Genomic DNA, 13,026 nt, shown 5'->3' on the forward strand with positions numbered 1-13,026 from the left:
GTAATTAAAACCCCGATAGAAAAGGAATCACATGAAACATCAGGATCCGCTGATAGAGGCCCTTGTCCGGGCGCTTCAGGCGCAATATCAGCCACATACGATTATCTTCTATGGTTCGCGGGCCAGGGGAGATGCCACCGCAACCAGCGACATCGATGTTGCCTGTTTTGTCGATGATCACCCGGAACTGAAAGATGCCCGGTTGTTCCAGGGCGTTTATCTCGATAACTGGGTTTATCCGACGCAGGCCATGCAACACATCTCGAAAGACACGTTAAGATTTGCCGATGGTGCTTGTCTTGTGGATCAACGTGGATTGGGAGAGGAATTTCTTACCAAAGTCCGGAAAAAATTCGCTGCTGGCCCGGAAAGATTAAGCGACTCCGATCGCGCGCATACGACCGAGTGGATCTCGAAAATGTTGCAGCGCATTGAAACGGAAGATGTGGAAGGGATGTACCGGCGGTGCTGGCTTCAGCTCGAATTGTTAGAGGTCTATTTTCATCTGCGGGACCAGTGGTTTTTGGGGCCGAAAAAGAGTTTTCAGTTGCTGAAAGACAAGAATCCCGTTGGGTATCAGTTGTTTTTTAATAGTTATCAGGCTCCGACAGATTTAAAAAAATTGCAATTACTCGCGAATCATGTCAGCACAATCGCGTCGTTTTATTTGGAAGGCATTGGAAATGAACGAGCCAGGGAGTAAGTAATGGCTTTGGAAACATCGAAATTATGGACAAACAATACATTTCCTGGGGTCGAGCTGCTTTCAGCCCGTTATACCAAGTTTGAATTTACCAAGCACTGGCATGATGAACTTGCCATTGGTGTGATTGAATCGGGTGCGGAGGGGCTATTTTACCGAGGGCAAAATCTGTTGGTGCCTCAACGTCACATTGTTGCGATTAATCCGGCTGAGGTGCATACCGGTTTTTCCGGAACCCCGGAAGGTTGGCGCTACCGGATGTTTTATTTCGACCTGAATGAACTGGCGCAACAATTTGCCAGTCGGTCGCTGCCGGTGGACCCGATTGTTGACCGCACGGTGATTGACGATACAGAGCTGTTCGAGACCTTATTGCAACTGCATGTCTCGTTAGAGCACCCTTCCTTTGAACTCACCAAAGAAACTTTATTTGTCCTGGCGCTGGAGAAGTTATTTTCACAATATGGCTCGGCCAGAGAAGAACAATCGAGTCGCCATGACACAAAAAGTAGTTATCTCGCACGAGAATTCATCCTCGATCATTACGAAGCCAATCCGTCGCTCGCCGATCTGGAGCAAATTACCAACTGCTCGAAGTTCCAGCTTATTAAGAGCTTTAAAGCAACGTTTGGCATTACGCCGCACCAGTATCTCTTGTTGGTAAAAGTCCACCGGGCCAAACAGTTGCTGTCGCAGGGCCTGAGCTGTGTAGATGTTTCCCTGACGTGCGGGTTTTACGATCAAAGCCATTTCAGCCGAAATTTTAAAAAAGCATTCGGTGTCTCACCTTCGAACTATTCTGGGGTCTGACGCCGACCGTTCAATTTCATACAAGATCGCTCCGATTCATCTGGTTAACATGGCGCTATTGATGAAGGAGGTAAGTATGAGTTTGTTTATTGTTTGGTTGGGTGTCATGTTTCCGTTGGTGTTCAGTCCGGGGCCGGCAAATATCGTGTTTGCAGCATCGGGTGCCAGTGTCGGGGTCAAGCGTTCGATCCCTTTATTGGCCGGGGTGGATAGTGTTTTCATTCTGAAGTCGATTGTGATTGGTTACGGCCTGGGTGAGGTCGTGCATGCACGTCCCGAGTTGATGAATGGCATGCAACTGCTGGGGGCGGCTTATTTAATCTATTTATCGGTGAAGTTTGTGCGATCGACATCGACGAAGCTTGATGGAGAAGCCAAGGCGTTGGGGTTTGTCGACGGCCTGCTGATCCAGGTTCTGAACAGCAAAGGTTGGTTGATGGTTTTCCTGATGTTCACGTTGTTTGCTGATCAGTCTCAGGCGGCTTTCGGTGAGCAAGGTATTCTCATCTTGATTTTCTGGTTAGCGGTCCTGAACATTTCCATGCATTTTGTTTGGGTTTCAATCGGCGATGTGTTGTCCAGGATCTCCAGTAGTGAGCGTTATGAAAAAGCGCTGAACTGGTTCTATGCAGGATGTCTGGCCGCGGTCGCGATTTGGCTCATGATTGAAAACCCTATGATACGAAGTATGATTTAGCCTTCGGTGGCGGAACGCCAGTGGGAGCGGTAACTCTGGGGCGGGGTGACGACACAAAATGACGTCGCCCCGTTTTTCGAACCGGTCGTTTTTCAATTCCGCCGTTTATCCGTGGCGACGGTGTCGCTTATTGCTTATCCCGGATGCAGTTCAGAGCATCCTGAACCACAGTTCGGTAGTCCATGGTGCCGAAAACTTTCCCCTCAATTTTGAATACCGGGATGTCGTAGTGCGCCATGGCGTCTTTGGCAAACTGGTATTGATGGTGCACTTGGGGGGACACGTAGACCACTTCAATGTTATCGACATACAGTTTGGTAAAGTCAGGATCCGCCAGTGCCTCGATACCGGAAAACATCACGTAATAGGGCAAATTCGATTCATCAATGAATTTTTGCATCCGTTGCGCCAGCATACTGGAGGTCATGCCTCCGGCGCAGACAACTGCGATAATGCGTCGACCGTTGATCTCACGTTTTAAGTTGTCTTCAAAAAAAATGCTCATATCAGCTTTCTCTAGCAGTGGTGTCGTAACCCGAACGAGTTGCCCGAGTCGGAAGATGGCACTCAAGATACAGGGGGATGGCGTACGGGATCAGGTGCATAATGCATTGATGGGAAATGGTTCACGGAATATTCTCTTTGCCCGTCGCCGACAGCATGTCGATGGATCGTTGACGACTCGCCGGGCTGCTTCGTCGTGGTGGAAGGCGCGACCCGAACGCAGAATAGCAAAACACGTCCCTGATTCCCTTCAGAATTTTTCGCATGGGCGACGTAGTTCATTTCCTTGAAAATGACACGCTTGCCCCGCCTAATTTCATGACATTCTCAATAAATGGACAGTTGTTCCAGTTTTAATTCTTATGCTTAAAGCTGACACGAATAATCTCGAAGAAATGGGTTAGGAGTTGGTGATGTTTGTCAAAAACAGTTCTTGGGTCGTCCTGATTTTGCTCGCGGCATGTTCGAGCTCCAAAAATTCCAGCGAGCAGGATCTGGCATTTCAGCTCAGCGAGCTAAAAATGGTGAAAGCACCGGAGTCGTCGGCGGGTGTGGCTTCTCAGTTTGAGCTGAAGTCACAAAGCCATAAGCATTACTGGCATTGTTTAAACAATGAATCGTGTGAAACAGAATATGCCGGATCCTTCTTCCTCCACGATACCGATACCGGGGTGGTGCCGTTATGGGCATCCGTCGAGACGGATTTACTCTACGATACGTGTAACGTGAATTTTGAACTGGATACCAATTCAGATCTGTATACGTTTCAAAAGAATGCCCAGTATGCGGAATACGGTTGGCCCGGGAAAAAAGAGGGTAGAACCGACCGGGTGGTGGGAAAAGCGATTCTCAGAAGTCCGATATACGGAACCTGGGAAGTGACCTGGAAAAGTAATAACTGCTATTGATGAGTATCGGCTGGCGCGCTTGCGCCTGCCTCAATGACACCTCATCAGTGCTGATGGCCTGTCGTGGTTCAAGCCATTTGATCGCGACATTGCCATGACCCCTGTTTTGCCTGTTCATCGTCCTGAAGTGTTTCCGCTCTGATGCGAAGCGGAGACAGATATCGATAAAGTCTTGTACCTCTCTGATACATTTCTAGGAATATCCGTAAGCCGTTGTTATCACAGAGCCTTCATGATGACTGTGCGGTATTGGGTATTTGCGTAAAAACAGCATCAATCCTGTGTTCCCCATTGTATTTGTGCTGCAGAGCAGGCACAGTGGCTCGATTGTATGCTCATGGATCGAGGTTTAAGGAAGAGATGATCAGTCACCATAAATACACGCTTGCGGGCTGCATGGCTATTTTGCTGTGGAGTACGATTGTCGGCCTGATCCGGAACGTGACGGAGCAGCTGGGCCCGATAGGCGGCGCCGCGATGATCTATACCGTCAGCTCAGTATTGCTGATTGTGTTTGTCGGCGCGCCGAAATTGAAAAGTTTCTCAGCCAAATATCTGATACTGGGTGGTTCCCTCTTTGTCAGTTATGAAATCTGCCTGTCGCTGGCGTTAGGGATGGCCAATGACCGGATTCAGGCCGTGGAGATGGGGGTGATCAACTATCTCTGGCCGTGTTTGACGGTGTTACTGGCCGTGCTGGTGAGCAATAAACCGGTCAATAAACTGCTGTATCCGGCCCTGGCGCTGTCCTTTGTGGGTGTGGCCTGGACGGTAAGCGGCGATCAGGGATTGTCGGTAGCGCAGTTGATGGCCAACGTGCAGACCAACCCGATCAGTTATACGCTGGCCCTGACCGGTGCCTTTCTCTGGGCGGTGTATTGCAATATCACCCGTCGGTTGGCGGATGGAAAGAATGCGATCACCTGGTTTTTTATCGCCACGGCCATGGTGTTGTGGGTGAAGTATTGCTTCAGTAGCGAGCCACCAATGGTATGGAGCGTCGGGGTGGGCATTGATCTGCTGCTGGTGGCCATTGCGATGGGGGGCGGTTATGCGCTGTGGAATATCGGGATCATTGGCGGCAATATGATTTTTCTGGCGACAATGTCTTATTTCACGCCGGTGTTTTCAACCTTCCTGTCGGCCATGATCCTGGATATTGAGCTGACGACCAGTTTCTGGCAGGGTGTGATCATGGTCACCGTTGCCTCATTGCTGTGCTGGTGGCTGACACGGGACAAACCGCAATCGTCACCAGACACGGAGCTGGCCGAAGAACGCGTGTAATCACCGTTGGCTAAAAGCGATTCACCTGTATTCGGGCTACTGCACGGGGCGCGTTCGTTATTCGAACGTGCCCTTTTGTTTTGTCTGTGGCGGGAGGCTATCTAGTAAAGCGTCCGGTCTTTCGTCGCTATACCCGGATAAAATCATAAAAATCAAAGATACCATTTGATGCACGGTGGAGTTTGAACAACATCCGATCCCGGCGTTGGGAATTTCGTTTTAATAGCGTGACCATTCGCAGAGAGAGCAAATAACGATGTTAGTAAGTAACGTGATGGATGAGATCCGAACCGAGCAGGCAAAAGAAAACTGGCTGGCGTACTGGAAGCATTTCAGCCGCTGTCAGGATCAGTATTGCGCCGAGGTCAATTGCCTGAACCCGCAGCATCACGGGGTATTGGTGAAAACGCAGCGTGCCGGTGATGCGGAAATTTATGTGATCCCGATGTGCAAAGATCACAGTGATAATTTTACCTCGCTGTTTGAAATTGCAGACAACACGGAGATTGTACCGGCCTCCTATACCCTGTAACAGGCAGTCGCTCGCGACGCATGAGGCTGCATTCATTGCGATACCTTGGCACGATGCGAGCGACATGAGCCGAATCAGGCTTTTTTCTGGTAGATCCGCTCGGGTCGACCGACTTTGCCGTGTTGGATCACGGCTTCCAGAAACCCACTGGCCGTAGAAAATTCCAGATACCGCCGCGCGGTGGTCTTGCTGATCCCGATGGATTTTCCGAGAGAGTCTGCGGTGTGCTGAACGTTCGCGATAGCAAACACTTCTTTGATTTTGTTCAGTGTCAGCTCGTCAATTCCTTTGGGCAGGTGTTCATGCTGTTTGTTTTTCGACTGGAAGTTAAACAGTTCATCGACATGGCGTTGATTGACGCTGTCACTGGCCCGCAATGAGCTGGTGTATTTCAGGTAGCGATCCAGAGAGTCTTTCAGCCGGTCATAAGAGATCGGCTTGAGCAGGTAGTCGAACACACCGCATCGAACAGCTTCGCGCACCGTTTCCATCTCACTGGCGGCGGTGATGAAAATGACATCGGGCGGTGATTTCGCGGTAGTGATTTCTTTGAGAAAATCGATTCCCTTGCCATCTGGTAAGAAGTTATCCAGCAAGATCAGCTTGGGTTTTAACAGGCGTACCATGTTCCGGGCTTCGGCGACGTTTTTGGCAACACCAATCGGTCGAAAACGGCGGGTTTGCTGAAGGTAGTGGGTGTGGAATTCAGCAATATTGGATTCATCTTCCACGATCAAGACATCAAAAAGTTCCATCTTTACAGCTCTTATGGTTATTGGAAATCGTATTGGGTATAAACAGAGAAAAAATAGTGCCCTGCGGCTCGGCATCATCGACCAGAATGGTGCCACCGGCCTGGGTGACAAAGCTATGAACTAAGTAGAGTCCAATGCCGTGCCCCGGCTGATTTTTACTGGACACGCCTTTGGTAAACAGGGAATCGGCAATGTTATCCGGGATCCCGGGACCGTTGTCGGCGACTTCAATCACCAGCTCATCACTGGCATCGGTCAGCAGGATCGAAATGGTTTGGTGGCTGTCCGGGTTTTTCAGCGTCGCCTCAAAAGCATTGTCGAGCAGGTTGCCGACAACCGCCGCCAGCTCGTCGGGCGTGATGTTGACCGGATCGGCATTAAGCTCGCAGCAGGGGTCAAATTCTAAGGTCAGGCCCAGCTCTTTGGCCCGGCAGTATTTGCCGAGCAGCTGACCGGCGATGACCCGTGAACGGAACGTCTGGGCGATGTAGTCAATCAGTTGTTGCTTGTCCTCCGTTTCGCTGCGAATGGCCTTTAAGGCCTCAGCGTAGGCACCGATTTGGATCAGGCCGCCGATGGTGGATAGCCGGTTGGCATGTTCGTGGCTGAGCACGCGCAGATTGTCGGTATGCTGGTGGATCTGGCTCAACTGCGAGGTGAGGGTGTTGAGATCGTCGCGTTTGCGAAAACTTACCACCCATCCGGCATGATCCCGGGCCGTTTCCACAAGGCCGGGTTCATCCTCCCAAATATTGACCCGATTGGCGATGAGGGTTTCGCCGTTACAGGCAATCAACTCATCTTTCATGTCGGCCGGTGCAGGTTCGCCCCGCTGGTTTCGGCCGGTAAAGAAATCTGCCGGGGTGATGAACTCACTGGCCTGACGCCCAACCAGATAACCGGGCGGATAGGCAATGCCCAGAATCGACAGTGCACGTTTGTTTACTGACAAGATGCGTCCCTGACCGTCAACCGCGATCACCCCTTCATAGACGGCTTGCAGCACCGATTTCTGGACCCGAAATGCCAGGGCGATCTCTTCCGGCTCCATGTTATACATCTGGCTTTTAATATGCCGGGTAAACACCCAGGCACCGAATGAGGTGGCAAACAGGATCATCAGGAGCGTCATCGACAGGGGCTGGAGGTAAGTAAACATCCAGTCACTGATATTTTCCTGTAAGTAACCGACCGAGACGACACCAATTACTTCCCCGGCTTGGGTCACGATCGGGGATTTTCCCCGAATGGATCGGCCGAGGCTGCCTTTGGCATAGGAGTAATAGTGTTCGCCTTGCTCCAGGGCACGGTGGTTATCGCCGCCTTTCATTTTCAGGCCGATTTTCTTCTCGTCAGGGTGGGCCAGTCGGATACCGTCCTGATCGCCGACCACAATAAAGTTGGCGTCGGAAATCCCCTGCAGGCGTTTAATTTCCCGCTGAATGCCATCTAAGTTATTGCGCTTTACTTCCTCAATCAGCTGGGGATCGCTGGCGATTTCCCGGGCCTGAACCACGGCACGGGTGCTGATTTGATGCTCCAGGGTGTTGGCAAGGGTGCGATGGAAGAAGACGAATACCAGCGACAGCTGTACGGTGACGAGAATGACCAGCAGCAACCAGACGCGTTTGCGAAATGACAGCCGACTGCAGATGTAGCGATGGAGAAGGTTGTGAATCAAAGGAAGCATAATCGTCATCTATACCAGTCAGTTGAAGCGAGTTTAGCGAGGGTATCCGGATAAAATATTGATCGGGATCTAGAACGATCCCGATCTGATATCCTGATTAACAGAAGTGTTAATTAGCCCCCCAGAACGTATTTGATCATCACCCCGGCGGCGACAGCGGAGCCAATGACCCCGGCGACGTTTGGCCCCATGGCATGCATCAACAGGAAGTTCTGGGCATTGGATTCCAGCCCGACCTTGTTCGATACCCGGGCCGCCATCGGTACGGCCGAAACGCCTGCCGAACCAATCAGCGGATTCACTTTTTCCTTCGCAAAACGGTTCATCAGTTTCGCCATCAGCACCCCGGCGGTGGTGCCGATACAGAAGGCGACGATCCCCAGCAGCAGAATGCCGATGGTTTCGGCCTGAAGGAACTTATCTGCGACCAGTTTCGAGCCCACGGACAGGCCCAGGAAAATCGTGACGATATTGATCAGGGCGTTCTGGGCGGTGTCGTTCAATCGCTCCACTACACCACATTCCCGCATCAGGTTGCCGAAGCAGAACATCCCCAGCAACGGGGTGGCCGATGGCAGCAGCATGGCGATCAGCACCAGCAGCATCAGCGGGAAGCAGATTTTTTCCACTTTGCCGACCTGGCGCAGTTGGCTCATGGTGATTTGGCGCTCGGCCTCGGTGGTCAGCGCGCGCATGATCGGTGGCTGGATCATCGGCACCAGCGCCATGTAGGAGTAGGCGGCCACGGCAATGGCACCCAGCAACTCAGGGGCCAGCATGCTGGAGACATAAATGGCGGTCGGGCCATCGGCACCGCCGATAATGCCGACGGCGGCGGCTTGCGCTACACTAAAATCCATTAGACCGAGAGAGCTGAAACCCAGCGCGCCGAGGACGGTGGCGAAAATCCCGAACTGCGCAGCCGCGCCCAGCAGTAGGGTTTTCGGGTTTGCTAGAAGCGGACCGAAATCCGTCATGGCACCCACACCCATGAAAATGATCAGCGGACCGGCACCGGAGGCGATGGCGATGCTGTAGAACAGGTACAGCATGCCATCGCTATAGAGGTGTTCTTCGGCCAGCAGACGGATGGAGGCGAGTTCGGACGGGGTGGCTGACGCCAGCGCCGCCTTGATTTCTGCCGCGGATGAGGTGGTGAGATCCAGCACCGAGGCAAACGCCTGCATCACTTCCGGCTTCCCGGCATGCAGGGCATTTTCAACTGCGGAGAGGGCCAGCCCAGCGTCCGGCAGATTCGCCAGGATCCCACCAAAGCCAATCGGAACCAGCAACAGGGGTTCGAACTGTTTGACAATAGCCAGATACAGCAGGCCGAAACCCACGGCAATCATGATGGCTTGTCCCCAGGAGAGGTGAAATAAGCCAAAGTCGTTAATTAATGCGGTGATTTGTTCCATAACTGCCTTACCTCATTAAGCCAGCATCAGCAGCGAGTCGCCAACCTGGACCGCGTCACCTTCACTGACCTCAATGCTGGCAATCACGCCACTGCGTGGCGCTTTGATTTCCGTTTCCATCTTCATCGCTTCCAGGATCAGCAACACATCGCCTTCTTCAACTTGCTGGCCCGGTTTGGTTTGAACCTTCCAGATATTTCCGGCAAGCGGCGCGGTCATCGGCTCGGCATCTGCGGCGGCAGGCGCCGGTGCTGCGGATGCGGCCGGTGCGGAAGTCTGGACCTGGGTGACATCGCCGCCTTCATTGACCTGAACCACATAGCTTTGGTTGTTGACGGTGATGGTGTATACGCCGGACGTTACTGAATTGGACATGGATTGCTTCTCGCTGGTTGTCGTTGTGGATGCGGTTGTTGTAGTTGTCGCTGTTGGGGTGGATGCGTCAGGTGCCGGTTCAAAGGCACCGGGATTGTTGCGGTTTTCGAGGAATTTCCAGCCGACCTGAGTAAACAGGGCCACGGTCAGGACATCATCGATGGCGTGTTCGGCCAGGGAAATGCCTTTGGCTTTGGCCTCGGTTTTCACCGCGTCAACCAGTGCTGCCATTTCCGGGGCCAGTTTGTCCGCCGGTCGGCAGGTGATGGCGGTGTCGCCATCAAGCACCTGGGCCTGGAGCGCGTCGTTCACTGCGGCCGGGGTACGGCCATATTCACCTTTCAGGACCCCGGCGGTTTCTTTGGTGATGGTTTTGTAGCGCTCGCCCATCAGGATGTTAATCACCGCCTGAGTGCCGACGATCTGTGAAGTAGGAGTGACCAGCGGCAGGTGACCGAGATCCTCACGAACCCGCGGGATTTCTTCGAGCACCTGATCCAGCTTGTCGAGAGCATTTTGCTGTTTGAGCTGGCTTTCCATGTTGGTCAGCATGCCGCCGGGCACCTGGGCAACCAGAATACGTGAATCGGTGCCTTTGAGCTGGCCTTCAAACGCGCTGTATTTTTTGCGCACGTCACGGAAGTAGGCCGCAATGCTTTCCAGTTTCTCAATGTTCAGCCCGGTGTCATACGGTGTGTCTTTGAGGCTGGCGACCAGCGATTCGGTCGCCGGGTGGCCGTAGGTGCCGCTCATCGAAGAAATAGCGGTATCGACCCGATCAACCCCGGCTTCAATGGCTTTCAACAGTGTCATGTCGGCCAGACCGGCGGTAGCGTGGCAGTGCAGGTGCAAATCAACATCAACCTGTTGTTTCAGGGTCGATACCAGCTCGTAGGCTTCATAAGGGGTGAGAATGCCTGCCATGTCTTTAATGGCGATGGAATCAACGCCTTGTTCGGACAGTTGCTGGGCAACGTCGATCCAGGTTTGCATGCCGTGCGCCGGGCTGGTTGTATAACAAAGGGTTCCCTGAGCGTGCGCGCCCTGTTTTTTCACAGCCTCGATTGCGCGCGCCATGTTGCGTGGGTCATTCATGGCATCAAAAACCCGGAACACGTCCATGCCGTTGGCGACGGCGCGTTCGATAAAGGTATCGACCACATCATCGGCGTAGTGGCGGTAGCCGAGCAGGTTCTGGCCGCGCAGCAACATCTGGAGCGGGGTTTTCGGCATCGCTTTTTTCAGCTCGCGCAGCCGGTACCAGGGATCTTCGCCCAGAAACCGGATGCAGCTGTCAAAGGTTGCACCTCCCCAGCATTCCAGAGACCAGTAGCCGATGTCATCCAGCTCGCTCGCAATCGGCAGCATATCGTCAAGCCGCATGCGGGTGGCGAATAACGACTGGTGGGCATCGCGCAGTACGACATCGGTCAGGCCGATCGGTTTTTGAATAACAGACATGTCTATCCCCTAGTAACGTGATGATTGTGTGATTTTTTTATGGTGAATGGCGGCGGCCATAACCGCGACCAGCTGTTCGTTTGTCTGCGCAGATGCAGGTTGCGGTGTCCGTTTAGGTTTCGGGATAACCGGTGGCGGTGCGAAGCGCGCCACGGCTTGTGACAGCATTGTGGTCGCGAAAATCAGAAAAACCAGAAAGACCATGACAAAGCCCATGCCGAGCATGAGCAGGTTAAGGCCTTCGGCAAATAAGTGTTGTTCCATTCAAAGCTCCAAATCGACAGGAAAGGAGAGCGTGAGACCACGCCCTCCCAAGGTGAGAGCGGGGGTTAGCCGCCAAGCATGCCGAAGACGACACTGGCGATGACCAGCACGATACCGCCGCCCAGACGTGAGGAGATTTGGGCATAAGACAGCAGGCTCATTCGGTTTGAGGCCGCCAGCACTTCCAGATCGCCCGAGCCGCCACGGTTAGCCATACACAGGCCGGCCGTGATTGAAGATTCAATCGGATAGAAGCCCATCAGCCAGCCGCCGATAGATGCACCCAGAATGGCACCAATAACAATCAGGCTCGCGATGAAGACGTTGGTGAAGGTCAGTGCCGCCAGAATTTCGCCGATATCGGTGTAGGCAATCCCGACACCCACCATCAGGACCCACAGCAGTTGCTTGGAGAAGAAAGTCGACAGGCGCTTGGCCCCTTCTTTGATTTCGTCGGTACACAGGCCGGAGGCATTCAGGGCTGCGACCAGAATCACCATGTAAGCGAAGGTGTGAATTTTTACATCACCAAAGCCCGGCAGGATGTCTTTTGACAGGGAGTAAGCGAAGGTGTAGATCCCGGCTGCCAGCATCAGGCCAATCGCAATTTCACGGTGGGTAATGGTGACTTCTTTGTCCTTGGTATCGACATCAAAGTTTGAGTTGCGCAGTAGCTCGCCGTTGCCGCTCAGAGATGGGATTTTTTCGCCGATGTTGTTTAGTACGGCAGCAGCCACGATAGCGACGATGTTAGCAATTGTCAGGATGGCAATCGCCACCGAGTAGTACTGCTCTTTCGAGCCGCCGGTCACGGATTCATAGATCTCAGACAGCGGAATTGCACCGGCACCGTTACCACCGCCCATGATTGGTAGCACATACAGCATCATGATGCGATCAACCGGGATCCCGAACAGCATCCCCCCTAGAATCCCCAGAATCGATGCACCCAACACGGCCGCCAGAATAGTCGGGATATAGCCCAGCAGGGATTTCAGCAGCAGGTTCCGGTTCACGGCCAGAATGGATCCGGTGATCAGGACCGCAATAAATAAGTCCAGAAAGTCAGTGTCTTTCATGACGGCGGTGACGACATCGATCTCCCGCTGTGACAGCAGGCCGATATGCACGAACCAGGCCGCGACCAGAAAGATCATGACGGGGGCACCACCAATGTATTTGTTGAATATCGGCAGGCGTTTACCGATTTCACCAAAAATGGCGCCAATGACAAACATAAAGGCGAAACCGCCGACGATGTTATTGGGCAGGGTGTCGGTGACATGTGCAGCTAAAAGAATTAAACCTAAGACACAGAATAGTGGTACAGGCAGTCCGAATATCCTGACTTGAGATAATAAGCCCAGCGCCGGGCTTCTTTCTTTTGCAATGTGATTATGCAGGGTCTTTTCATTCATTTTCTATTTATCCATGGTTGAATATCCTTTTTCAATTTATGGCTTTATTGAGTCGTCAAATGTGAGTGTGATCATTTCTCGCTGTGGAATAAAATCGGCTTATGAATTTTAAGATTTTTATTTCCTTGTTTCCTTTTAAAACAAAAGCTTAATAAATTAAAAACGTTAAAGTCATAAAGAGTTTTTAGGCGCGGCCAGAACTCG

13 protein-coding genes are annotated in these 13,026 nt (G+C 52.5%); 6 read left to right on the plus strand and 7 right to left on the minus strand.

Annotation, left to right across the window (positions count from 1 at the left end; translation table 11 throughout):
- Positions 1-31: 31 nt before the first annotated feature.
- From NH461_RS06285 to NH461_RS06295, 3 genes are all read left to right on the plus strand, one after another.
- Entirely contained in the window at positions 32-703 is a 672-nt protein-coding gene (locus tag NH461_RS06285) for a nucleotidyltransferase domain-containing protein (RefSeq protein WP_261602391.1), read from the plus strand.
- A gap of 3 nt (positions 704-706) precedes the next feature.
- Positions 707-1,513 carry a helix-turn-helix transcriptional regulator gene (locus tag NH461_RS06290; protein WP_261602392.1) on the plus strand — a complete coding sequence of 269 codons (807 nt, stop codon included), beginning with the start codon at positions 707-709 and terminating at the stop codon, positions 1,511-1,513.
- A gap of 76 nt (positions 1,514-1,589) precedes the next feature.
- Entirely contained in the window at positions 1,590-2,210 is a 621-nt protein-coding gene (locus tag NH461_RS06295) for a LysE family translocator (RefSeq protein WP_261602393.1), read from the plus strand.
- A 127-nt stretch (positions 2,211-2,337) separates the two neighbouring features.
- Here the strand turns inward: NH461_RS06295 and NH461_RS06300 are convergent, their stop codons facing one another.
- Positions 2,338-2,715, minus strand: coding sequence for a PTS sugar transporter subunit IIB (locus NH461_RS06300; protein WP_261602394.1), 378 nt, complete (start codon positions 2,713-2,715; stop codon positions 2,338-2,340).
- Between the two features lie 412 nt (positions 2,716-3,127).
- Here NH461_RS06300 and NH461_RS06305 point away from each other — a divergent pair, with 412 nt between their 5' ends.
- From NH461_RS06305 to NH461_RS06315, 3 genes are all read left to right on the plus strand, one after another.
- Positions 3,128-3,622, plus strand: coding sequence for a hypothetical protein (locus tag NH461_RS06305; protein ID WP_261602395.1), 495 nt, complete (start codon positions 3,128-3,130; stop codon positions 3,620-3,622).
- 360 nt (positions 3,623-3,982) lie between these two features.
- Positions 3,983-4,909 (plus strand): aromatic amino acid DMT transporter YddG, encoded by a 927-nt coding sequence (gene yddG, locus NH461_RS06310; RefSeq protein WP_261602396.1) that lies wholly within the window; start codon positions 3,983-3,985, stop codon positions 4,907-4,909.
- Between the two features lie 256 nt (positions 4,910-5,165).
- Complete coding sequence (locus tag NH461_RS06315) at positions 5,166-5,441, plus strand: hypothetical protein (protein WP_261602397.1); 276 nt, start codon at positions 5,166-5,168, stop codon at positions 5,439-5,441.
- 74 nt (positions 5,442-5,515) lie between these two features.
- On the opposite strand, the gene NH461_RS06320 is transcribed toward NH461_RS06315, so the two are convergent.
- The 6 genes from NH461_RS06320 to NH461_RS06345 form a co-directional block, all read right to left on the minus strand.
- Positions 5,516-6,196 (minus strand): response regulator, encoded by a 681-nt coding sequence (locus tag NH461_RS06320; RefSeq protein WP_261602398.1) that lies wholly within the window; start codon positions 6,194-6,196, stop codon positions 5,516-5,518.
- Entirely contained in the window at positions 6,183-7,886 is a 1,704-nt protein-coding gene (locus NH461_RS06325; RefSeq protein ID WP_261602399.1) for a sensor histidine kinase, read from the minus strand. Before NH461_RS06325 ends, NH461_RS06320 begins: the two co-directional genes overlap by 14 nt.
- A 113-nt stretch (positions 7,887-7,999) precedes the next feature.
- Positions 8,000-9,304, minus strand: coding sequence for a sodium ion-translocating decarboxylase subunit beta (locus NH461_RS06330; RefSeq protein WP_261602400.1), 1,305 nt, complete (start codon positions 9,302-9,304; stop codon positions 8,000-8,002).
- A gap of 15 nt (positions 9,305-9,319) precedes the next feature.
- Complete coding sequence (gene oadA / locus NH461_RS06335; RefSeq protein WP_261602401.1) at positions 9,320-11,140, minus strand: sodium-extruding oxaloacetate decarboxylase subunit alpha; 1,821 nt, start codon at positions 11,138-11,140, stop codon at positions 9,320-9,322.
- 9 nt (positions 11,141-11,149) lie between these two features.
- Positions 11,150-11,404, minus strand: a complete 255-nt coding sequence (locus tag NH461_RS06340; protein WP_261602402.1) for an OadG family protein — start codon at positions 11,402-11,404, stop codon at positions 11,150-11,152.
- Between the two features lie 65 nt (positions 11,405-11,469).
- Complete coding sequence (locus tag NH461_RS06345; protein ID WP_261602403.1) at positions 11,470-12,822, minus strand: 2-hydroxycarboxylate transporter family protein; 1,353 nt, start codon at positions 12,820-12,822, stop codon at positions 11,470-11,472.
- Positions 12,823-13,026: the final 204 nt, after the last annotated feature.

The sequence above is a fragment of the Photobacterium sp. TY1-4 genome (genome assembly GCF_025398175.1).
In the GTDB taxonomy this organism is placed as follows: Bacteria; Pseudomonadota; Gammaproteobacteria; order Enterobacterales; family Vibrionaceae; genus Photobacterium.

Coding starts and splice junctions, on each gene's coding strand:
- NH461_RS06340 (WP_261602402.1), bottom strand. CDS start 11,404: ATGGAACAACACTTATTTGCCGAAGGCCTTAACCTGCTCATGCTCGGC.
- NH461_RS06330 (WP_261602400.1), bottom strand. CDS start 9,304: ATGGAACAAATCACCGCATTAATTAACGACTTTGGCTTATTTCACCTC.
- oadA (WP_261602401.1), bottom strand. CDS start 11,140: ATGTCTGTTATTCAAAAACCGATCGGCCTGACCGATGTCGTACTGCGC.
- NH461_RS06305 (WP_261602395.1), top strand. CDS start 3,128: ATGTTTGTCAAAAACAGTTCTTGGGTCGTCCTGATTTTGCTCGCGGCA.
- NH461_RS06285 (WP_261602391.1), top strand. CDS start 32: ATGAAACATCAGGATCCGCTGATAGAGGCCCTTGTCCGGGCGCTTCAG.
- NH461_RS06315 (WP_261602397.1), top strand. CDS start 5,166: ATGTTAGTAAGTAACGTGATGGATGAGATCCGAACCGAGCAGGCAAAA.
- NH461_RS06290 (WP_261602392.1), top strand. CDS start 707: ATGGCTTTGGAAACATCGAAATTATGGACAAACAATACATTTCCTGGG.
- NH461_RS06345 (WP_261602403.1), bottom strand. CDS start 12,822: ATGAATGAAAAGACCCTGCATAATCACATTGCAAAAGAAAGAAGCCCG.
- yddG (WP_261602396.1), top strand. CDS start 3,983: ATGATCAGTCACCATAAATACACGCTTGCGGGCTGCATGGCTATTTTG.
- NH461_RS06300 (WP_261602394.1), bottom strand. CDS start 2,715: ATGAGCATTTTTTTTGAAGACAACTTAAAACGTGAGATCAACGGTCGA.
- NH461_RS06295 (WP_261602393.1), top strand. CDS start 1,590: ATGAGTTTGTTTATTGTTTGGTTGGGTGTCATGTTTCCGTTGGTGTTC.
- NH461_RS06325 (WP_261602399.1), bottom strand. CDS start 7,886: ATGCTTCCTTTGATTCACAACCTTCTCCATCGCTACATCTGCAGTCGG.
- NH461_RS06320 (WP_261602398.1), bottom strand. CDS start 6,196: ATGGAACTTTTTGATGTCTTGATCGTGGAAGATGAATCCAATATTGCT.